16 protein-coding genes are annotated in these 20,445 nt (G+C 60.0%); 3 read left to right on the top strand and 13 right to left on the bottom strand.

Features of this window, described 5'->3' with window-relative positions:
* Position 1: 1 nt before the first annotated feature.
* From ACK5JN_RS07810 to ACK5JN_RS07780, 7 genes are read right to left on the bottom strand one after another with little or no spacing between them, the layout of a single operon-like run.
* Positions 2–1,222 carry an acyl-CoA dehydrogenase family protein gene (locus ACK5JN_RS07810; protein ID WP_416869633.1) on the bottom strand — a complete coding sequence of 407 codons (1,221 nt, stop codon included), beginning with the start codon at positions 1,220–1,222 and terminating at the stop codon, positions 2–4.
* Between the two features lie 27 nt (positions 1,223–1,249).
* Positions 1,250–2,401, bottom strand: a complete 1,152-nt coding sequence (locus ACK5JN_RS07805; RefSeq protein WP_416869632.1) for an LLM class flavin-dependent oxidoreductase — start codon at positions 2,399–2,401, stop codon at positions 1,250–1,252.
* Complete coding sequence (locus tag ACK5JN_RS07800) at positions 2,398–3,804, bottom strand: LLM class flavin-dependent oxidoreductase (protein WP_416869631.1); 1,407 nt, start codon at positions 3,802–3,804, stop codon at positions 2,398–2,400. Before ACK5JN_RS07800 ends, ACK5JN_RS07805 begins: the two co-directional genes overlap by 4 nt.
* Before the next feature lie 21 nt (positions 3,805–3,825).
* A complete protein-coding gene (locus tag ACK5JN_RS07795) occupies positions 3,826–5,466 on the bottom strand; it encodes a dipeptide ABC transporter ATP-binding protein (protein ID WP_416869630.1) in 1,641 nt (546 codons plus the stop codon).
* Between the two features lie 12 nt (positions 5,467–5,478).
* Entirely contained in the window at positions 5,479–6,315 is an 837-nt protein-coding gene (locus tag ACK5JN_RS07790) for an ABC transporter permease (RefSeq protein WP_416869629.1), read from the bottom strand.
* A gap of 2 nt (positions 6,316–6,317) precedes the next feature.
* On the bottom strand, positions 6,318–7,271 hold the full coding sequence (locus ACK5JN_RS07785) for an ABC transporter permease (protein ID WP_416869628.1): 954 nt from the start codon (positions 7,269–7,271) through the stop codon (positions 6,318–6,320).
* Entirely contained in the window at positions 7,268–8,890 is a 1,623-nt protein-coding gene (locus ACK5JN_RS07780; RefSeq protein ID WP_416869627.1) for an ABC transporter substrate-binding protein, read from the bottom strand. The genes ACK5JN_RS07785 and ACK5JN_RS07780 overlap by 4 nt, the downstream gene beginning before the upstream one ends.
* Positions 8,891–9,123: 233 nt before the next feature.
* Here ACK5JN_RS07780 and ACK5JN_RS07775 point away from each other — a divergent pair, with 233 nt between their 5' ends.
* Together ACK5JN_RS07775 and ACK5JN_RS07770 are read left to right on the top strand one after the other, a co-directional pair.
* Positions 9,124–10,491: an LLM class flavin-dependent oxidoreductase gene (locus ACK5JN_RS07775; protein WP_416869626.1), complete on the top strand. Its 1,368-nt coding sequence runs from the start codon at positions 9,124–9,126 to the stop codon at positions 10,489–10,491.
* Between the two features lie 276 nt (positions 10,492–10,767).
* Positions 10,768–11,007, top strand: a complete 240-nt coding sequence (locus ACK5JN_RS07770; RefSeq protein ID WP_416869625.1) for a hypothetical protein — start codon at positions 10,768–10,770, stop codon at positions 11,005–11,007.
* Here the strand turns inward: ACK5JN_RS07770 and ACK5JN_RS07765 are convergent.
* The 3 genes from ACK5JN_RS07765 to ACK5JN_RS07755 all read right to left on the bottom strand — a co-directional run bounded on the left by ACK5JN_RS07765 (position 11,004) and on the right by ACK5JN_RS07755 (position 15,287).
* Positions 11,004–12,569 (bottom strand): EAL domain-containing protein, encoded by a 1,566-nt coding sequence (locus ACK5JN_RS07765; protein WP_416869624.1) that lies wholly within the window; start codon positions 12,567–12,569, stop codon positions 11,004–11,006. The genes ACK5JN_RS07770 and ACK5JN_RS07765 overlap by 4 nt on opposite strands.
* Positions 12,570–12,748: 179 nt before the next feature.
* A complete protein-coding gene (locus ACK5JN_RS07760; protein ID WP_416869623.1) occupies positions 12,749–13,525 on the bottom strand; it encodes an SDR family NAD(P)-dependent oxidoreductase in 777 nt (258 codons plus the stop codon).
* Positions 13,503–15,287, bottom strand: a complete 1,785-nt coding sequence (locus ACK5JN_RS07755) for a sodium:solute symporter family transporter (RefSeq protein WP_416869622.1) — start codon at positions 15,285–15,287, stop codon at positions 13,503–13,505. The genes ACK5JN_RS07760 and ACK5JN_RS07755 overlap by 23 nt, the downstream gene beginning before the upstream one ends.
* 316 nt (positions 15,288–15,603) lie before the next feature.
* Between ACK5JN_RS07755 and ACK5JN_RS07750 the strand changes: the two genes are divergently transcribed.
* The gene (locus ACK5JN_RS07750) at positions 15,604–16,299 is read left to right on the top strand and encodes a FadR/GntR family transcriptional regulator (protein ID WP_416869621.1); all 696 of its coding nucleotides are present in this window, start codon (positions 15,604–15,606) and stop codon (positions 16,297–16,299) included.
* Here the strand turns inward: ACK5JN_RS07750 and ACK5JN_RS07745 are convergent, their stop codons facing one another.
* The 3 genes from ACK5JN_RS07745 to ACK5JN_RS07735 all read right to left on the bottom strand — a co-directional run bounded on the left by ACK5JN_RS07745 (position 16,300) and on the right by ACK5JN_RS07735 (position 20,387).
* The gene (locus ACK5JN_RS07745) at positions 16,300–18,387 is read right to left on the bottom strand and encodes a heparinase II/III domain-containing protein (RefSeq protein ID WP_416869620.1); all 2,088 of its coding nucleotides are present in this window, start codon (positions 18,385–18,387) and stop codon (positions 16,300–16,302) included. It abuts the gene before it with no gap.
* A gap of 175 nt (positions 18,388–18,562) precedes the next feature.
* Positions 18,563–19,849 carry a TRAP transporter large permease gene (locus ACK5JN_RS07740; protein ID WP_416869619.1) on the bottom strand — a complete coding sequence of 429 codons (1,287 nt, stop codon included), beginning with the start codon at positions 19,847–19,849 and terminating at the stop codon, positions 18,563–18,565.
* Between the two features lie 28 nt (positions 19,850–19,877).
* Complete coding sequence (locus ACK5JN_RS07735) at positions 19,878–20,387, bottom strand: TRAP transporter small permease (RefSeq protein WP_416869618.1); 510 nt, start codon at positions 20,385–20,387, stop codon at positions 19,878–19,880.
* Positions 20,388–20,445 lie beyond the last annotated feature (58 nt).

The following is a 20,445-nucleotide window of genomic DNA, read 5'->3' as shown; positions in this document are numbered from 1 at the left end:
CTTAGCGTTTCGGCGGCGCGTAGACGCGCGGCGTTGGCAGCTTGCCGCTCAGCACGTAGTCGCCCACTTCGCGCGTTCGGTAGGCCACCGGGTCGTGCAGCGTGTGGGTACGCACGTTGCGCCAGAAAACGTCCAGCCCGTATTGATTGCTGGTGGATCGCCCGCCGGTCAGCTCATAGATTTCGTTGCTGATTTTCAGCGCCACGTTGTTGGCAATCACTTTGGCCTGATCGGTTAACAGCGCCAGCTCACCCCACTGTGCTTCGGTCAGAGCGTCTCCTGCGTGGAAGGCATCCTGGAAGGCGTGGGCGGTTTTTTCCGCCAGCGCGATCCCGGCGGCGAGGTCAGATGCCAGCTCGCCCGCTTTCAGGCGATGGTACGGATCTTCCAGCGCGTGCTCGACGCCGGATTCCGGCCACGGGCGGACGGTGTCGCGGAAGTAGGCGGCAGCCTGCTTGAGCGCGCCTTCGGCAATGCCGAGGTAGAAGTGGACAAAAATGAGCTGGCTAAACTGGTTACGCAGGGCGTTACGCAGCAGCGCGCTCTCTGGCTTTTCTTCCAGACCGGTCAGGCGGTCTTTCTCCTGCAGGCGCAGGCGGTTGAACTCCAGCGTGCCGCTGGCGGTCAGGCGCTGGCCGAGGTTGTCCCAGTCGTCGTTAAAGGTAATGCCCGGCTGGTCGGCGGTGACCTGATACTGCACCAGTTCATCGCCCACCCATACGGCGATGGTCATTACCTGCGAAACGGCGGCACCGGTGGCGAAGGTGCGGCGTCCGGTGACGTACAGGTCGCTGCCATCCCATTCCAGCTGCAGACGCGGGTCGCGCGGGTTGCTGATGCTCGACTGGAACCAGCCTTTCTCCGCCACGCCGCGGGCGATAAACTCCCACTGTTCGCGATTGCCGAGAATGTAGCTCCAGACGCCGTTGGAATAGTGGTAGGTAATCAACTGGCCAAGGGAGCCGTCGGCCGCCGAGATAATGCGGCCAATTTCCAGCGCCTGAACCAGATTCGCGCCGCCGCCGCCCAGCGACTTCGGCACCGCTAATCTCAGCAGACCGCTCTGGCGCAGCCAGTCAATCTCCTCAAACGGGTGTTTATTGGCGCGATCGCGCTCCAGCAGGGTGGCGTACAGGCGATCCGCGACCTCCTGAGCCACCGCTTTCCAGTGGGCGAATTCCTGGTGGTTAAGTCCAGCATAAATGTCCTGAGCGTGGCTCATAGTTCCTCTCTTAGGTGCGATGTTTTTTTATGGTTGATGTGATGAATGCAGCAGTCCGCTGCGGCGAAGCAGGGCGCCTGCGCCCTCGGCGAACCAGTAAGCCTCTTCAAGATGCGGCTGGCCGGATAAAATAAAGTGCTCGATGCCCAGCGCGTGGAAGGCCTGGATTTTCTCCGCCACCTGCTGATGGCTGCCGACGATGGCGGTTCCCACGCCGCCGCGTACCAGCGCGTAGCCGCTCCAGATATGGGGGGCGACCTCCAGCAGACGTACGTTTTCCGGATTGACCTGCTCGGCCTGAATATTCTCCAGCAGCGCGCTCATGCGCTTTTGCCCGATCGATTCGGTGCGTCCCAGCAGCGACTGGGCGCTGTGGATGCGTTCCGGTGTAATGCCGTTGAGCAGGCGTGCGGCCTCGCGCCAGGCCTCCTCCTCGGTATCGCGGCTGATGACGTGAAAGCGAATGCCGAAGGAGGGCGTACGTCCCTGGGCGGCAGCCAGCGCGCGCACGGTTTCCAGCTGCGGCGCGACCTGCTCCGGCGGCTCGCCCCAGCTAATCCAGGTGTCGGCCTGTGCGGCGGCGACCTGCTGGGCCGCTGGGCTGGAACCGCCAAAGAACACCGGCGGCACGGGCCACGGCGACGGCAGTAGGGTGGCCTGCTCCAGCTGATAGTGCTCGCCGTGAAAATCGAACGGCTGGCCGCTATTTCTGGCGTGGCTGACGCCTTTAAACGCGGCAATAAACTCGCTGCTGCGGGCGTAACGTTGATCGTGATCCAGTCGGTCGCCGTAGCGACGTTGCTCAACCGGATCGCCGCCGGTGACGATATTGATCATCAGCCGTCCCTCGGTCAGCCGCTGGAAGCTGGCGGCCTGATGGGCCGCCAACGTCGGTGAAATAAAGCCCGGGCGGAAGGCGACGATAAATTTCAGCCGTTCGGTGTGCTGGCTGATGGCCATGGTGCTGAGCCACGCGTCTTCGCACCAGCTGCCGGTCGGCGTCAACACGCCCTCAAAGCCCAGACGTTCGGCGCTGCGGGCGATATCCACCAGATAATCGAGCGTTGCGGGGCGGAACTGCCCGCCGATGCCGCTGATGTGCTGGGAGTCGTCGCCCGCGCCGACGATCCCCCGGCTGTCGCCGTTGGTCGGCAGATACCAGTGCAGATGAATGCTCATGGCGCCTCCTGGATATAGCTCTCGCTCAGCTGGCGGAAACGCGTGCCGGGGTGATCGTCACGCAGCCGCCGTTGCCCGTTGCCCTGCAGGCGTTCGCGCAGGGTCAGGGATGACCCATCGGCGCGGCGCATGCGGCCTCGCGCCTGCAGCTCCGGCACCACCCAGCGGACAAAATCTTCAAAGCTGCCGGGGCTGATGGCGTAGGCGAGGTTGAAGCCGTCCACGCCGGAGGCGTCGGCGAAGGCTTCTAACTGGTCGGCGACGCTCTGCGGGCTGCCCACCAGCGTCGGATGAATGCCGCCAATGCCGATGTAATTGCTGATATCACCGACCGTCCACTGGCGCTCGGCATCAATGCGCGTCAGCCCGGTCAGCGCCGAACGGCTGGCATTGGTTTCGATGTATTTGAGCGGCGCATCCAGCGACCAGCCGGACCAGTCCACTCCGGTCCACGCGGAGAACAGCGCCAGCGCCGCCTCCTGGCTGGCGTAGCTGAGATAGTCCTGGAATTTGGCGTGGGCTTTGGCGTCGTCTTCATCCACCACCACGCTGATGGCGGTGATAAAACGAATCGCGTCGGCGGCACGGCCCTGCTCATGCGCCTGGGTGCGAATTTTGTCGATATTCTGCGCAATGGACTGCGGCGTGGTGCCGCCAAGGAACACCACTTCGGCGTTCTGCACGGCGAACAGACGTCCGCGATCCGAGGTGCCGGCCTGGAACAGCACTGGCGTGCGCTGCGGGCTGGGCTCGGCCAAGTGGGCATCCGGCACGGTAAACCAGCGTCCCTGATGGCGAATCGGGTGAACTTTGGCCGGGTCGGTATACACGCCCGCCTCACGGTCGCGTCGTACCGCATCGTCTTCCCATGAGCCTTCCCACAGTTTGTAGGTCACCTCCAGAAACTCCTGCGCCCGCTCGTAGCGTTCGTCGTGGTCCATCTGTTTTTCCAGCCCGAGGTTCCGTGCGGCGGACTCCAGCACTGAGGTTACGATATTCCACGCTATCCGGCCTTTGGTCAGGTGATCGAGAGTGGTGAACTTGCGCGCCAGCAGGTAAGGATGTTCGTAGGTGGTGGAGACGGTAATGCCAAAACCGAGCTGACGGGTGGCGGCGGCCATCGCCGAGACCAGCAGCAGCGGGTCGTTGACCGGCGACTGCGCGGCGGTTCGCAGCGCGGCGTCCGGCTTGCCCTGGTAGACGTCTATCTGCCCCAGCGCGTCGGCGATAAACATCGCGTCGAAACCCGCGTCATCCAGCAGGTGAGCAATGTGCAGCCAGTAGTCGAGCGTGGTGTACTCGCTGGCGCGGTCGTCGGGGTGTCGCCACAGCCCGGCAGAGACGTGGCCGACGACGTTCATCATAAAGCCATTGAATAACAGTTGTTTTTTCGCGGTTGTCATGGTATGTCCTTATTAAACTGGTCAGGCAAATCGTTTTAAGGCCGTCTCTGTCTCGCCCGGTGGCAGCAGATAATTGGCGGCCAGCAACTGCCGGGTGAGCGGATGACGCTCGGTGGCGTACAGCGCGTGGCGAGGGAAATCGTCAACGACTTCGCCGTGGGCCATCACCACAATGCGCTGGCAAAACTGCGCCACCAGTGCCAGGTTGTGGCTGATGAACAGACAGGTCAGGGCGTGCTGTTGATGCATACGGGTGAGCAGGGTCATCACCTGCGCCTGCACCGTGAGATCCAGCGCCGAGGTGGGTTCGTCGAGCAGCAGAAAATGCGGATTCACCGCCAGCGCGCGGGCAATATTGGCGCGCTGGCGTTGGCCGCCGGAGAGCTGGTGGGGATAACGTTGCAGCAGGGCGACGTCCAGCCCCACTTCGCCAAACAGCGCCTGGGCGCGAGCCACTGCCTGCGGGCGCTGCGTGGCGGTGCCGAGGCGAAACTGTGGGCGGACCAACTGCTCTTCCAGCGTCAGGCGCGGGTTGAATGAGGCCAGGCTATCCTGGAATACACACTGGAGCTGCCGGCGCAGGGCGGCGACACGCTGGGGATCTGCCGTTTGCACCGGTTCACCCGCAAACTGCATCTCGCCGCGATCGGCCGGGATCAACTGCGCCAACAGCCGCGCGAGGGTTGATTTTCCGGAGCCGGACTCGCCGATAATGCCGACAATCTCCCCACGTTGAATGCGCAGGTTGACGTTGTTGACCACCGTCACCGGCACCTTTTTTGGCCACCAGCCCTGCGCTTCGCGCCGCCAGAAATCTTTGCCCAGCGCGCGGGTTTGCAGCAGCGGCGCGCCGTCAACGAGGCGAGCGGCGACCGGAGAGATATTCGGCCACGGCACCGCCGCCAGCAGCGATTGGGTATAGGGATGCTGCGGTGCGGCAATAAGTTCTGATGTGGCAGCCTGCTCAATGATGCGCCCATGCTGCATCACCGCAACGCGGTCGCTTAATGCCGCCACCACGCCGAAATCGTGCGTAATGATCAACAGCGCCATCTGCTGCTGCTGGCACAGCTCTTTGAGCAACTGCAGCACCTCGCGCTGGACGGTGGCATCAAGCGCGGTGGTGGGCTCGTCGGCAATCAGCAGTCGCGGGCGGCACATGGCGGCGAGCGCAATCAGAATACGCTGGCGCATTCCGCCGGAGAGTTGATGCGGGAACAGCGCCATCACCTGCTCAGGCTGACGAATCTTCATGCGCGCCAGCCACGCGATCGCCTCTTCGCGCAGGGCGCGTCGCCCCAGCGCCGGGTGCAGGCGGCGCAGGTTGTGCTGTAGCTGTTTACCCACCCGCCATGAGGGATCGAGGGTGGAGAGTGAGTTCTGAAATACCATCGCGATATCGTGGCCGCGTAGGCGGTTAAGCTGTGCCGTAGACTGGTGCAGCAGCGGCTGGCCGTCGAAGGTGATGCTGCCGCTAACCGTCACCTGGTCTGCGCGTAACAGGCCGAGAATGGCGGCGGCGGTCACGCTTTTACCGGAGCCGGATTCACCCGCCAGCGCCAGTACTTCGCCGGGCGCAATGGTCAGGGAAACATCGTTCACCGCCTGCACGTTCTGACGGTGGAAAAGCACGTTAAGGTGGGCAATGTGCAGCAGGGTCATGGTTGCCGCTCCTTATTGGTAAGGGTCAAGGAGATCGCGCAAGCCGTCTCCCAGCCAGTTAAACGCCAGCGACAGCACAACGATCGCCACCGCCGGGGCGGTGGCCACATGCGGCGCACCGAGGATCATCATCTGCGCGCCTTCACCCACCATGCGTCCCCAATCCGCCTGGGGTGGCTGTACGCCAAGGCCAAGAAAACTCAGGCCGGCGAGGAACACCACCATGCCGCCGAGCAGCGAGGTGGTGTAAACCAGAAGCGGCGTGGCGACGTTGGGCATAATTTCGCGGAACAGGATGTCGGCAGTCGACGCCCCCTGGGCGCGCAGCGCTTCGACATACTCTTTCGCCACCTCGGTGCGGGTATCGCGGTAAACCACGCGGGTGAGGTAGGGGATGACGCTGCAAATCAGGGTAATAATGAGCGTGGGATAGCCGCTGCCCAGCACCGCCGACAGGCCGATGGCCAGCAGCACCATCGGGAAAGCGAACAGCATGTCCATGCTGCGCATAATCAGCTCGGAAAAGGCCGAGGCGCGAAAGCCAGCCAGCATGCCGAGCGCCAGGCTGACCAGCGCGGCAAAGATAATCGGCAGCACGGAGGCGGCGAGCAGGCTGCGTCCGCCCCAGATGATGCGGCTCAGCACGTCACGCCCCTGATTGTCGAGGCCCAGCAGATGGCCCGGCGTGCCCGGCGGTGCCAGACGCAGGCCATCGAAGGCGGCGAGCGGGTCGTACGGTGACAGCCATGGGGCCAGCAGCGAGACCAGCAGCGCGCAGAGCAGAATCAGCAGGCCGAGCAGCGCCAGCCCGTGTCGGGAGAGCCGACGCAGGAACAGGGTAGGGGTCATGGTTAACGGGCTCCTTCGTGGCGCGGATCCAGCCAGTCCTGCAGGATGTCGCTCAGCAGGTTGACGGCAAGGAAACAGGCGGCGATTAACATCACCCCGGTCTGGATGGTGGGGTAGTCCTGGCCCGCAGCGGCGTTGTACAGCTGGGTGCCGATACCGGGCCAGGCGAAGATTTTCTCAATAAAAATGACGCCGCTCAGCAGGTAGCCAATTTGCAGCCCGGTGATGCTCACAATCGGGGCCAGCAGATTGCGCCCAAGATGCCGCCATAGCAGCAGTGAGGTGGGGTAGCCCAGCGCCCGGTAGGTGCGGATGTAGTCAGCGTTCATGATGCCAATCACGCTGTTACGTACCTGACGAGCGAGAATCAGCATTGAGATCAGCGCCGTGGAGAGCGCCGGTAAAAACAGATGGTGCAGCAGGTCGCCCAGCCCGCGGTCGCCACGCATGTCATACATGCCGGAGACCGGGAACCAGCGCAGCTTTATGGCAAACAGCCAGATGAAAAACACCGCCAGCCAGAAGATGGGAATGTTGTGGCCGAGCTGGACCAGCAGCATCACCAGACGGTCACGTCGGGTTCCCTGCCACAGGCCGCAGATCGCGCCCACCGCCACGCCGGGGATCACGCACAGCAGAACCGCCGCCCCGGTCAGAATGGCGGTGTTGGCGAAGGCTCCGCTCAGGACCTCCACCACCGGTGCGCGTAGCGTCAGCGACGTGCCCCAGTCGCCGCTGAACAAATTTTTCAGCCACATCAGGTACTGCACCGCCGCCGGTTTATCCAGCCCGTACACGTGACGGATCTGCTCAATCGCCTCGGTGGAGAGCTGCCCGGCCAGCGCGTTAGCGATCGGGTCACCGGGCACCAGCTTGGCAATCAGAAATACCAGCAGCGAGATCACAAACAGCAGCGGTACGGCCTGCGCCAGGCGAAGCAGTATGATGCGGATCATGGCTTCAACCACACGCGGGTCAGGTCGTAGAAGTTTTGCGCCGGGACGTTAAAGCCCTGTACGGCAGGCGACGAGGTGAACACGCGGTTTAGCTCAAGCAGCGGAACGAACGCCGCCTGCTGCTGGAACTGCTGATTGACCTGGTGCCACAGCGTGAGCGCCTTCTGGCGGTCGGTGGTGACGCTGGCCTCGGCGATCAACGGTTCGACGTCGGTAATGACCTTTTCGCCTTTACCGCGTGAAACCACGTAGTTTTTCCACGCCACGTTTAGCCATTGCGGGGTGATCAGACCCCATTCCATGGTGAATAGGCCGGTGTCGTCGGCGAGGTTGGCCAGGTGCGAGCTGTAGGTGATCCACTCCTGCGACACCACCTTCACGGTAATGCCCACCTTGCTGAGATCGCGCTGGATCCACTCGATAACCGGCTGGTTCTGGTCGTAGGTGATAATGGTGAAGCTCACTTCACCGGGCTGGTATCCCGCATCGGCCAGCAGTTTTTTCGCCCCTTCCGGGTCGTAGGTATAGTCTTTCTGCTCGGCGAGGAAGGCTTCGTTAGAGCGGTTAAGAATGCTGTAGCTCGCCACCGCGTGGCCGTTCAGCAGTGACTTCACCAGCTCTTCACGGTTGATGGCTTTGATCACCGCCTGGCGCACGGCCAGCTGGCGGGTATATTTATTGGCAAAGTTCCAACCGAGGAACAGCTGGTTAGCTTCGGTGCTGTCATGCACCGTGTAGCCGCTCTGCGAGAGCAGGTCGACCGCGTCGGTCGGGGTCCGTGACAGGATATCCACCTGGCCGGACTGTAACGCGCTGACGCCGGTGCTGCCGTCGAGAATCGGGCGGAAGATCAGCCGTTCCATATACGGTTTATTCCCCCACCAGTCGTCGTTACGTACCAGTTCGGTGCGGTCGTTGCGAACCCGCAGCACAAAGCGGTACGGCCCGGTGCCGGTCGGGTGTTCCGCCAGGCCGTCCTGGCCCCATTTTTTCAGCGCCGCCGGGCTGAAAATGCCGGAAACCCAGTTGCCCTGCGGCAGGAAGCGCAGGAAATCAGGGAAAGGCTGGTTGAAGGTGTAGCGGACGGTCAGCGGGTCGATAACCTCAATCGCTTTCAGGTCGCGATAAACCTGAGCCATGGTGGCCTGCGAGCGGGCGTCGAAGTATTCAAACTGTGGGTCGGTAAAGCGGCGCACGTTAAAGCGGACCGCTTCGGCGTCGAACGGCGTACCGTCGTGGAATTTTACCCCTTCACGCAGGTGGAAGGTGTAGACGGTGGCGTCCTCGCTGACTTCCCAGTGGGTTGCCAGCCCAGGGACGATAGGCGGCGTTCCCTGCGCCGCCGGAACCGAGAGATCTTCAGCTACCAGCGACTCGTAAATATGCTTGTCTACCCGATAGGTTTCGTAAGAATACTGACGGTTAGGATCGTAAAGCGTTGGCTCCAGCGCCTGGCCAATAATTAATGTTTTGCCATAGCGGGCTTTTTCGTCGCTATCTTCAGCAAATGATAAACCGGGTAATCCTAATCCCATAATTAATGTGGTGGAAATGGCGGTGAGCTGTAATAGCTTACGGCGAGATAATGATATCCCGGATGCAAATTTATCATTTTTCATAGCGATGTCCGATGTGCAAATGCAGGTGTTTTAACTAGTTGCCTGAGATTTTTGTAGGCGTATCAGGTCTGACGGCGATACTAGCACTGGATAAAAAAGAGCATAAATACGCATTTGTGATTTTGTTTTCTGCTTTTCTTATTTGCAGTTTTTGGCTTTGGTTTGCCGGATTTAATCATTGTCGATAAAAATTGTTTTATTTATGGTCAGTTCTTTTTATTCCGGTAAACACTATGCGCAATAATATAATTCTCAGTGGGTTTACGATGGCGGCGGTATCCCATATCAACTACGGCATGTGGCGCGATCCGCAGGACCAAAGCTATCGCTACACCGATATTGAATACTGGGTGGGGCTGGCGAGGCTGCTGGAAGAGAACGGATTTGATTGCCTGTTTATCGCCGATGCGCTGGGGCTGATTGATAGCTGGCAGGGCAGCCCGGCGGCGTCACTGGCGCAGGGGATCCAGTCGCCGCTGATTGACCCGCTGCTGCTGGTTTCCGCCATGGCGGCACAGACTCAGCGGCTGGGATTTGGGATCACGGTCTCCACCACCTATGAGCAGCCGTACCTGCTGGCGCGCAAATTTACCACCCTCGATCATCTGACTAACGGGCGCATTGCGTGGAATGTGGTGACCTCGCAGCTGGAGAGCGCGGCGCGCAATCTCGGGCTGGATAAACAGATGGATCACGATGAGCGCTACGATCGCGCCGATGAGTTTCTGACCGTGAGCTATAAATTGTGGCAACGCTCCTGGGAGCGGGCGGCGCTGAAGCGCGATAAGGCGGCGGGGATCTATAGCGACCCGCAGAAAGTCCATGCGGTCAACCATCGCGGGCGCTGGTTTTCGGTGCCGGATGCCCATCTTTCTGAGCCCAGCCCGCAGCGCACGCCGGTCATTTTCCAGGCCGGCGGTTCGCCGCGCGGCATTGATTTTGCGGCCAGGCATGCGGAAGTGGTGTTTGTCGCCGGTCTGGACGCCAGCGGCGTGCGCCGACAGGTGGCGGCGATTAAGGCGCGGGCGGCGGAGCTAGGCCGCGCCCCAGGGGCAATTAAGTTTATCAGCGCGGTGACGGTGATTACCGGGGAGAGCGAACAGGATGCGCAGGCGCGCTATGCCGAGCGGCGCGCACGGTACGATTTACAAGGTGCGCTGATTCACTACGGGGCCAGTACCGGGGTTGACCTCTCCGGTCATTCGCTGGATGCGCCGCTGGCCTGGCAGCAGACTAACTCTAACCGTTCGCTGCTGAAAATGGTGACCGGCGAGGACGGGCAGCCGAGCAAAACGCTGCGTGAAGTCTTCCACCCCGAGCAGGGATTAGGGCGGCAAAAAACCTTTGTGGGCAGCGGTGACAGCGTGGCCGCACAGCTTGAACGCTGGCTGGCGGAGAGTGACACCGACGGGATCAATCTGGCGCAGTGGCTTTCGCCAGGATGCTTTGAAGATTTTGCCCGCTGGGTGATCCCCGCGCTGAAGCAGCGTGGTCTGTTAGGTAACCCAACCGAAGTCGCCACGTTGCGCCAACGGTTATTCCCTGATGGTGGCGCTGAACCTGCAACCGATCATCCCGCGAAAATTAATGAGCGGAAATAAAATTACTGTATATAGGTAATAAGCGGAAACTTTATTTCCGCTTATATTTAATTTTTTACTTTCGAGAGCTGTTTCTTCATTTTTATTGCGTCAGAGCAAATAAATATTATTCCTCGCAACGTTATCGTAATGTCTCATTTTGAGTCTGTTTGTTCTGAAATAATGAAGAATCTGCTGTTATTATTATCGTTTGTTTTTATTTCTCCCTCGGCCTTAGCGCTTAATTTTAACTCAACGGCATTGCATCTGAATTGCCCTTCGCGCGGCTTTATTGAAGTGACGCTTCACGTCTACGATCATGTTTCGGAACTGTGGCAGGGGCATTACGAAGTGGGGGCGGGCCATCGTACGCAAAATGGCGTCGAGGTGGTGAGCTTTAGCAATGGCGATAGGCTTATTCACCGCAGCCGTAGCGGCGAATTTTTCTATCGCTATGCGGGTACAGAGACGCTACAGCGCTGCCAGAAGCTTTCCGAAGGCCCGCTTCACGCCCAGACCCTGGCGTATCACCACTAGCGTGGGTGCTGCTGGAGGTTATCGTTCGCCCAGTGGATAAATTCCGTCTTCGGCAGCGCCGGGCTGTACAGCCAGCCTTGCCCGGACTGCACGCCGCGGGCTAAGAGCCAGTCGCGCTGGGCGGTGGTTTCTATACCCTCCGCGACCATCGTCAGCGCCAGCGATTTCGCCATCGCAATAATGTGCTCGGTCACCGGATTATGCCCCAGCGTATCGACGAATGATTTATCGATTTTCAGCGTGTCGACGTCCAGATCCTGCAAATAGCTGAGGCTCGAATAGCCGACGCCAAAGTCATCAATATAGATAGTGTGACCGATTTCCCGGTAGGCCTGAATCACCGGGCAGGCGGTTTTAGGCGTCACCAGTTCGCGTTCGGTAATTTCGATGGCAATCTGTTTTGGCGCCACCTGCCACTGCGTGAGCTTCTGCTGGAGCAGCGCAGGCAGGGGCGTTGAGCACAGGTCAGCGGCGGCGAAATTAATCGAAATATGCTGCTGCGGATGCGTCGCCAGCCAGTCGCCGAGATCGTCAAATACCGAGCAAATAATGTATTCGGTGAGCTGGTTAATCACGCCCGTTTGTTCGGCCAGCGGGATGAAAATATCCGGCGCCAGCCAGTTGCCGTCCGGCTGCTGCCAGCGGGCCAGCGCTTCAGCGCCGACGATACGACCGCTTTGCAGGTCGACCACCGGCTGATAGTGGACGGTTATCTCTTTCGCCTGAATCGCGTCAAGAATCCGGTAATGCGACGATCGCAGCCGCCGCAGGAGGCGCAGCATCAAAAACGCGGCGAATACGCTCAGAAGAATGCCCAGCGGTACCCACATGGCCAGCTGGCGGTGCAGGCTGGACTCCAGCGGCTGCTGGGATGACCAGGTGAGCAGAATCGCGCCGACCGTCGGCAGATGCTGCTGGCGGTACACCGTACCGTCTTTTTCGAGTTCAGAGGTAAAATAATGCAGATTTTTTAGCCAGAAATCGCGGTCGAGCGGGACGTTGCTGGCGAGCACCTGATGATCTTTTTCGCTGATTAACGCCGCGTGAATGGGGTAGTCAGGATGCGGCAGCACATCGATTAAGGAGTCGGGATCCACGACGGCCATATAGTGACCATTGCTGACGGCCATCATTTTGTCATCGGTTTGCAGATCGTGGCGTGAGATCAGCCAGACCTGATAGCCGCCGGGGGCGATGAACTCGGAACCCGGCACTTTTTCGGCCAGCGGGTTGTTCAGCATCGCGCAGGGATGGCTTGCGTTATCCAGGTAAAACACGCTCTGCACATACTGATGGATATAGGACACCTTTTGCAGCATCCGCAAATGCGCCACGCTACAGGTTTCGCCCTCAAAGCGGCTGACCTCCTCCAGCGCCGCACGCGTCTGCTGCCTGACGCGTTCAGAACGTGCGACCACGCGCTCGGCGTAGGCGTTCAGCTCCTGGTCAAAGAGTTCGTGGGCCTGGCGGTGAGCTAGCCAGAGGCTAAGCGTGATGGGCAGAACGATTAAGATAATCAGCACGCCCGTGATCAGGCTCACCAGACGCTGCGTGGTCATCATAATTCCCTGGCGTTTGATTGGGGTTAATAAGCGAGTTTACCGTCAGGGGGGATTATATCGTTGGTAAGGGCCTACAGACTATAGCAATATAAATATTACACCTATTCTTCAGCGAATTTCAGATGTTTGCTTGATGAGAAATACCCCTTCAGGATGAACTGAAGGGGCGTTTTTACCGATTATGGCGCCATCTGGCCGCCGTTAACGTCCAGAATCTGCCCGGTGATATAGCCGCTACAGGCGTGGGAAGCGAAGAACAGGAACGCCGGCGCGACTTCCTCGGCGTAGCCGAAGCGGCCCATCGGAATCGTGGCGGCGATTTTTGCCCGCAGCTCGTCGCTTTTACCGTCGTGAAATGCGGTGTCGATGGTGCCCGGCGAGACGATATTGAAGCGGATGCCGTCGGCGGTGAACTCTTTTACCCAGTTACGATGAATATCGTGCAGCCACGCCTTCGAAGCGGCATAAATTCCCGCGCCCACGCCGCCGCCTTCGCGCGCGGCAATTGAACCGGTGCCGATTACGCTGCTGGTTTTGCCGCTGGCCTTCACCGAGGCGCGCAGGTGCGGGATGGCGAATTTGGTCATCATCAGCGCCGAGCGGGCGTTGAGGTCCATCACGCGCTCGTAAAACGCGTCGTCAATGGCCTCCAGATTGGCGCGGCCTCCAAGGCCGCCCGCGTTGTTTATCAACACGTCAAGGCCGCCAAAGCGGGCGACAAACGCCTCCACCAGGCGCGCGCAGTCGTCTGAACGGGTGACGTCGGCCTGGAAGAATTCCACCTCGCCGCCGTGCTGGCGCAGCAGGTCCAGAGTGTCGGCAATTTCCGGCGACGCCGCGTGGCTGTTGATGCCGACTTTAGCCCCCTGGCGGGCGAACGCTAGCGCGGCGGCCAGCCCCATACCTGCGCTGGACCCGGTGATCAATACGCGTTTATTTTTCAGGTCGGTAAACATAGTTGCTCCCTTGGGTTGAAGAATCAGAAGAGGCGCTGCGCCACAGGACGTAGCCAAATAGCATGATGGCGGCAGCGCTGAGCAGGAACAGCAGACGTCCCCACAATGGATTTGGAATCAGGATCATCAGCAGCATGCACACGCCCATCGCCAGTGAAATTTTGCCGATTTTGCTGCGCTGCAGGCGGTCGAAGCCGTCCTGTTCATGGTCGGCATACACCGGCGTCTCCATGTTGCTGAAGAAGGTGGCGAGCACCGACGCGCGCGCTTTACCCGGTTCGCGGTAGAACAGGGTCGACAGGCAGAAGAAGCCGCCGGTAAACACCAGGTGACAGAAAATATTCCACACCGCCGACAGATCTTTCAGCTCGCGGTTGGTGAGCGTCAGCGCCAGCGCGTCGCTCACGTCTTTCACCGTGATCCAGTGGGTGATGACGTACGAGACAATCAGCCCAAAGACCACCGTGCCCCACGCCGACCAGTCCGGCGTTTTGCGGATAAACATGCCGAAGAACAGCGGCACGATAATCGGCGCGGAGGCCAGCGTTCCCACCTGAATCATCAGGTCGAACAGGCTCAATTCCTGCAGCGATTGCATATACTGCGCCACCAGAATCACCAGCACGCCGTTGACGATGCACGCCGTCTGGCCGACGCGCAGCAGGTAGTGCTCGCTTTTGGGTTCATTGCGGTTGACGACCGGTGTCCAGAAGCTGCGCACGAAAATCCCCGAGTTACGGTTAAGCGCGGTATCCATTGACGACATGGTGGCGGCAAACAGGCCGGCCATCAGCAGCCCGACGGTCCCCTGCGGCATGGCGCGCTCGGCAAAGACCAGATAGGCGGCGTCGGTGGCGTTTTTCCCCAGCTCCGGGTGCGACTGGGCCATGTCCGGGTAGAGAATGGCGGTCGCCCACGGCGGAATAAACCAAATCAGCGTGCCGAAGAACATCAATGCGAGCGCGAACAGCGCGGCTTTTTTGGCGTTGGCGCTATCTTTGGCGTTCAGGTAGCGATAGGAGTCCTGCAGGTTGTTGAAGCTTTGCAGCTGCTTCACAAAGAAGAAGGCGAAGCAGACGATGAGGATCAGGATGTAGTGCGGGCCGGTGTCCGGGCCGGTAAAGAAGCCGGACGGGAAGTCGTTGACCATTCTGACCGGGCCGCCGACCTTAAACAGCGCCACCGCCGCGCAGACCACCGAAATAATGGCGACAATCAGCGTCTGCACGAAGTCGCTCGCCACCACGCCCCACGATCCGCTGAGCAGTGAGATCAGCAGCACCACCAGCCCGGTGATCCACAGCGTTAGGGTTAAGTCATACTTAAAGACCGCGCTGGCGAACACCGCCAGGCTGTTAAGCCACACGCCGGCGTTGAGGATGCTCAGCGGAATCAGGATCCAGGTGAAGAACTGTTCGTTCTTTGGGCCAAAGCGCTGGCTGATGGCCTGAGTAGGGGTATCGACGCGCAGCTGGCGAAAACGGGTGGCGAACCACCACCAGCCGACGATGTAGCCGATAATGTTACCGGCGAAGACGCCGATGGCCGTAAAACCGTAGCGATAGGCCTGACCGGCGGCGCCGGTGAAGGTCCAGGCGCTGAACTGCGCCATGAAGGCCGTCGCGCCCACCATCCACCACAGCATTCTGCCGCCGCCGCGGAAGTAGTGGCTTGCCGAACCGGTACCCATCTTCTTGAACGCGTAGCTGATGGCGATCATCAGTACGAAGTACACCACCATCACAATAATGTTGATATCCATTCTGTCCACACTCGCTTGTTGTATCAGGAGATGAGGCATTATTTGTCATTTAGTATGACTAATAAAATCGGCGTAAGCCGTTTTGCGATCCACTTCAATGTTTGGCGTTTTATACGGCGTTACTTGTGATCTTCGTTGGATAATTAAACAAACTGGCGTAAAAGCGATCTTTATTAGTATGACTAAATGCGATATTGGCGGCGTGAGTGATGGTTAAATGTACGGAAAAACCCGATAAAATTGCGCTGGATGCGCTAATCGACGCGCCTGGCTATGTTACACTGAGCCATAATTCTTGTTCAGGTATGACAAAAGCATGAACTTCACGACGATTACGACGACACAGCGAGGCCTGGACGGCCTGATTGCCAGCGACATTGCCCGCAAGATCTTTTCCGGACAGCTTCAGCCCGGCACCGTATTACCGGCCGAAGTTGAGCTGTGCGAACAGCTCGGTGTGAGCCGCACCGCGCTGCGCGAGGCCCTGAAGCTGGTGTCGTCCAAAGGCCTGCTGGAATCGCGGCCGAAAACCGGCACTCGCGTTCGCGCCCGCACCGACTGGAATATTCTTGATGTACAGCTGCTGGAGTGGCTGAGCGGCATGGAAGGCACGCTGGAAATGTACCAGCAGTTTCTCGAGTTCCGGCGGGTGATTGAGCCGCACGCCACGCGGCTGGCGGCGATTAACGCCACCCGCGAGCAGTGCATTGCGCTGTCCCAGACGTGGGAAGAGATGTGCCGCATTGCGCAGGATTTTGACGCCGAACAGTGGGTCGATGCCGATACGCGCTTTCACCGTATCATCTTTATGTCGTCCGGTAACTGCTTCTATCAGCCGTTTGGCAACGTGCTGACCACGGTGTTCAAATGGTTTATCAGCCACTCCTCAAAAGAAGGCGGCATGTGTCTTGACGACCATGAGCGCATCTATAAAGCGATTATGGCCGGCGATGCGGAGGCGGCGTTCCAGGCGTCCCTCGGTATGATGGACGCCAGTAAACACCGCCTCTGATTACGCCACGCTAAACCCGCCGTGCCCGCGGCGGTTATCCACCGTTATCCGGCAGGGCTCGCCTTGATGGAAAGCGATCGCCACCACCGTTTGCGTCGCGCTGTGCTCCTCAATCACCACCTCCCTTACGTTCCCCCGCGCCTGGCGCGAGACTTCCCGCGACTCGTCAAACTCGCCGTGGCACTCCAGCACGTTGGCAAACAGCGTGTTTTGCGCGTGGGTACGTAGCAGCCACGCGGGTTCTTCGCGCAGGTTGAACGCCGGATCGCTGGCGCCGCTGCGGGCGATAATCAGCTCGCCGGGCTGCAGCATGGCGCTGGTCAGCGTGTAGAAGCCGTCGCCGTAAAGCCAGCTTAACTGCGCGCTGGCGGCGGCGGGGAGCCCGGCGGCGGCGCAGCGCCAGAGGTGCTCATAGCCCTGCGATGCGCCCAGCGGCGCGCGGGTGCGTTCCGCCGTCAGCTCGCGGCTGCAGTGGATGATTTGCCCCAGCGTGTGCAGGCAATAGTCATACTGATGGCGATTGTCGCTGTACAGCGCGAACAGATCGACCAGCAGCGGGCGTTCGCACTGCGGCAGCGTCAGCAGCAGTACAGTGCGCTGCTGGTTAACCCCTGGCCAGTAGTCATCGGCAAAGGCGCTCATCGCCTGATGCGGGCCGCTGCCGCTAAAGAAGTGGGTGTGGCCACAACGCGCCGCCGCCCGCTCTTTATCGCCCAGATTCTGGCAACCTTCATCCACCACCACGGTGTTGTGGGCCACGGTTTTCTTGGCGTAGCCGTTATTCTCCGGCACGTAGCGGCCGCCGAATTTTGGCTCGACGTTAACCCAGCGGGCGAAACCGTAGTCCTGCAGGATTTCGTGCCCGCGGGTGAAGTAGCTCAGGTGCAGGCCGTCAAAATGGCCGTGGTTGAGGGCGCTGTGCATCCCGGCAATATTGCCGTGGCCGCCCCACCAGAGTAGCGCCATGCTCTCTGACTGTGCCTCGGGCTGCGCGCGCAGAATGCCGCCCGCGCCGCACTCGCCGTCGACGCCGTCGCGTATCAGCTGTGAAGGGCGGGGCGCGACCTCTTCCGGCGCGTCTTCACTGAGCAGCAGCGCGCCCCGGCACGGCCAGCAGGCCTGCTGATAGCGCGCGATGGCCGACAGCTGAGGCGATGGGCCATAGTGCTGGCGGCACAGGCTGACCGCCATCAGCGCGCCTTCATCGCGCAGGTTCATGGTTTTGGACGCATCATTCAGCGCGGGCAGGGTGCCGTCCGGGAAGGCCATCTCGAACAGGGTGGTGCAGGCGCGCTGGATCAGGCGGTCGCGGTAGGTCCAGATTTCCCGCTCCGGCTGGCAGCGGTCAAGCGCCGCGGCCAGCAGCAGCATGGGGCGCAGCGCGAAACGCTGGTAGTAAAGCCCCTCGGTATAGTAGCCGTCGACAGAAAACAGCTGATTAATCTGGGCGTAAAAGCCGCCGCTGACATCGTCGCGCCGCTTGCCGTGCAGGGCGATTTCCACCCACTCGGGGTGATCGGTCGCCAGGCCGCACAGCGCGATGGCGGCCACTGACCACATGCCGTGGTTGTGGACGATATCGAACGTCTCACTGTGGACGGTGATGGCTTCGCGCACCATCAGACACAGCAGATTCTCCTCGATATGCGCGCGATCGTCGGCGCTGGCCGCGCCTTTCACGCAGGCCCACGCCCCGGCAGCGTAGAGTAAAAACATATCTTCGTTGAGCGTTTGATGGAACAGCCTGCCCGGCGGGTTGCTGTCGCGGCTGGTGGCGCTGCCCAGCGTAGGATAGATGTCGGCATAGCCGCGCAGCAGCGCGAGCAGCCCGTCGCGGTAGCGCACGTCGCCGCTCAGCAGCCAGTGCAGCCCGGCGAGATCCATCATCTGGTAATTGTATTTGTGCTGGGCATGCTCCGGGCCGCCGCCTTCACCGTGGTCGGGGATCCACTGCGGGCGCGCCAGCCAGGCTTCCAGCTGCTGGCGCTGGTCGCGCAGCGTGATGCCGGGCGGCGTATCGCGCGTAAAGTGCGCCTGTAGCGCGGTGATATCAGAAGGTGAGAGGAACAGGGAGCGGTCGAGCGTCATCAAGCATCTCCGTATTTTGTCTATTAGTATGACTATTTGCGGGGGAAAATAACGCGATTGATTGGCCGTCAGCCAGTGGTAAGGTCATAAGTTGTTCGCGAGGTCACAAAATAAACATAATTTGTCATACTATATGCGGAGGGGAGGGAGCAGGCGTTCTGCTCCCTCGGGGGCGTTACATCACGCCGAAGAGTTTCGGCAGGAACAGCGAAATGGCGGGAATATAGGTCACAAGCATCAGCACCAGGAACAAGATAGCGTAGAAGGGCAGCATCGCCTTCACCACCTGCTCAATTTTCTGTTTACTCACCGCGCTGGCGACGAACAGGACCGAACCCACCGGCGGCGTAATCAGGCCAATGCCGAGGTTAATCAGCATAATCATACCGAAATGCACCGGGTCGATGCCCAGGGCGCTGGTCACCGGCAGCAGGACCGGGGTGAGGATCAGAATCAGCGGCGCCATGTCCATCAGCGTGCCGATCAGCAGCAGCATGATGTTGATGCACATCAGGATCACGTATTTGTTGTCGGAGATGCTGGTAAACGCCTCGGTGATGCGCGCCGGCAGCTGCATGTAGGTCATGATCGCGCCAAAGGCGGCGGCAAAACCGATCAGGATCATCACGATAGTGACGGTCTTAACCGTGCGGTACATCAGCTTCGGCAGCTCGGACCATTTGTAGTCACGGTAGATAAACATGGTGACGAAGAAGGACCACAGGCAGGCGATGGCCGCCGACTCGGTGGCGGTAAAGATGCCGGAGAGGATCCCGCCCATAATGATGACCACGGTCATCAGACCCCACAGGGTGTCGACGAAAATCTTCAGCGCCTGACGGAACGGCACGCGTTCGCCTTTCGGGTAGCCGCGCTTGTGGGCGAAGCCGACGCACATCACCATCAGGGTAAAGCTCAACAGCAGGCCGGGGAGGATACCGGCAATAAACAGCGCGGCGATGGAGACAGTGCCGCCGGTCGCCAGCGAGTAGATGACCGAGTTATGGCTGGGCGGCGTCAGAATTGCCTGAACGGAACCGCTGGCGGTGACCGCGGCGGCAAAGTCGCGCGGATAGCCTTTTTTGTCCATCTCCGGAATCATCACCGACCCGATAGAAGCGGTATCTGCGACCGACGATCCGGAAATGGCGCCGAAGAAGGTCGAGGCCACGATGTTAACCAGCGATAGCCCGCCGCGAATAAAGCCGACGAAGATATAGGCAAAGTTCACCAGTCGGCGAGCGATGCCGCCTTCCGCCATGATGGCCCCGGCCAGGATAAAGAACGGGATGGCCAGCAGGGAGAACTTGTTGACCCCGTTGGTGAGCTGAATCATCACCGCTTCCAGCGGGATATCAATGTACCAGGCGCCGATAATCGCGCTGATGCCTACCGCGAAGGCCACCGGTACCCCAATTGCCAGCATAATGCCGAGCGTAAAGACCAGAATAAATGCGTCCATCTGCTTTCCTTTTCTCGTGTTTGGGGAGTTAACTGGTGGAGCCCAGCATGACGACAGGGCGCTGATACTGCGGGCCGCGCCACAGCTTTTCGATGATAAACAGCAGCGTGATAGCGGAACCAATCGGTAGCGGCAGGTAGTTTTCTCCGGCGGTTAGCAGCGGGAATTCGGCCACCGGCTGCTCCCACAATTCGTAGCACAGCAGGCTGCCGTACCAGAGAATGAACAGGCTAATAGCCATCAGCATCAGGTCGGCGAGGATCAGGCACACGCGGCGCGCGCCTTCGCTCAGACGGTCGGTGACCATGCTGACGGCAATATGCGAACCGGCGCGATAGCTGACCGCCGCGCCGATAAAGGTAAAGGTCACCATGCATAAAATAGCCACCGGTTCCGGCCAGGACAGCGCGCTGTTCATCACGTAACGGGCGAAAATACCGACGGGGATAACAGCAACCATGACCAGCAGCGCCAGCCCGGCAATCCACATGGAGAGACGATAGATAATATCCATCGCTGACGAATAGCGTTCATCCATAATCGTAACCTCGAATTAATACGAAGGCGCAGGCGGATGAATGTATCATCCGCCTGAA

The sequence above is a fragment of the Kluyvera sp. genome, assembly GCF_047971185.1.
Lineage (GTDB): Bacteria > Pseudomonadota > Gammaproteobacteria > Enterobacterales > Enterobacteriaceae > Kluyvera.
Note: the sequence above shows the minus strand (reverse complement) of the source record. Positions and strands in the feature narration are given on the sequence as shown.

Excerpts from the sequence above, each read along its gene's own strand:
- ACK5JN_RS07810 (WP_416869633.1), bottom strand. The coding sequence starts at position 1,222 with ATGAGCCACGCTCAGGACATTTATGCTGGACTTAACCACCAGGAATTC.
- ACK5JN_RS07805 (WP_416869632.1), bottom strand. The coding sequence starts at position 2,401 with ATGAGCATTCATCTGCACTGGTATCTGCCGACCAACGGCGACAGCCGG.
- ACK5JN_RS07800 (WP_416869631.1), bottom strand. The coding sequence starts at position 3,804 with ATGACAACCGCGAAAAAACAACTGTTATTCAATGGCTTTATGATGAAC.
- ACK5JN_RS07795 (WP_416869630.1), bottom strand. The coding sequence starts at position 5,466 with ATGACCCTGCTGCACATTGCCCACCTTAACGTGCTTTTCCACCGTCAG.
- ACK5JN_RS07790 (WP_416869629.1), bottom strand. The coding sequence starts at position 6,315 with ATGACCCCTACCCTGTTCCTGCGTCGGCTCTCCCGACACGGGCTGGCG.
- ACK5JN_RS07785 (WP_416869628.1), bottom strand. The coding sequence starts at position 7,271 with ATGATCCGCATCATACTGCTTCGCCTGGCGCAGGCCGTACCGCTGCTG.
- ACK5JN_RS07780 (WP_416869627.1), bottom strand. The coding sequence starts at position 8,890 with ATGAAAAATGATAAATTTGCATCCGGGATATCATTATCTCGCCGTAAG.
- ACK5JN_RS07775 (WP_416869626.1), top strand. The coding sequence starts at position 9,124 with ATGCGCAATAATATAATTCTCAGTGGGTTTACGATGGCGGCGGTATCC.
- ACK5JN_RS07765 (WP_416869624.1), bottom strand. The coding sequence starts at position 12,569 with ATGATGACCACGCAGCGTCTGGTGAGCCTGATCACGGGCGTGCTGATT.
- ACK5JN_RS07760 (WP_416869623.1), bottom strand. The coding sequence starts at position 13,525 with ATGTTTACCGACCTGAAAAATAAACGCGTATTGATCACCGGGTCCAGC.
- ACK5JN_RS07755 (WP_416869622.1), bottom strand. The coding sequence starts at position 15,287 with ATGGATATCAACATTATTGTGATGGTGGTGTACTTCGTACTGATGATC.
- ACK5JN_RS07750 (WP_416869621.1), top strand. The coding sequence starts at position 15,604 with ATGAACTTCACGACGATTACGACGACACAGCGAGGCCTGGACGGCCTG.
- ACK5JN_RS07745 (WP_416869620.1), bottom strand. The coding sequence starts at position 18,387 with ATGACGCTCGACCGCTCCCTGTTCCTCTCACCTTCTGATATCACCGCG.
- ACK5JN_RS07740 (WP_416869619.1), bottom strand. The coding sequence starts at position 19,849 with ATGGACGCATTTATTCTGGTCTTTACGCTCGGCATTATGCTGGCAATT.
- ACK5JN_RS07735 (WP_416869618.1), bottom strand. The coding sequence starts at position 20,387 with ATGGATGAACGCTATTCGTCAGCGATGGATATTATCTATCGTCTCTCC.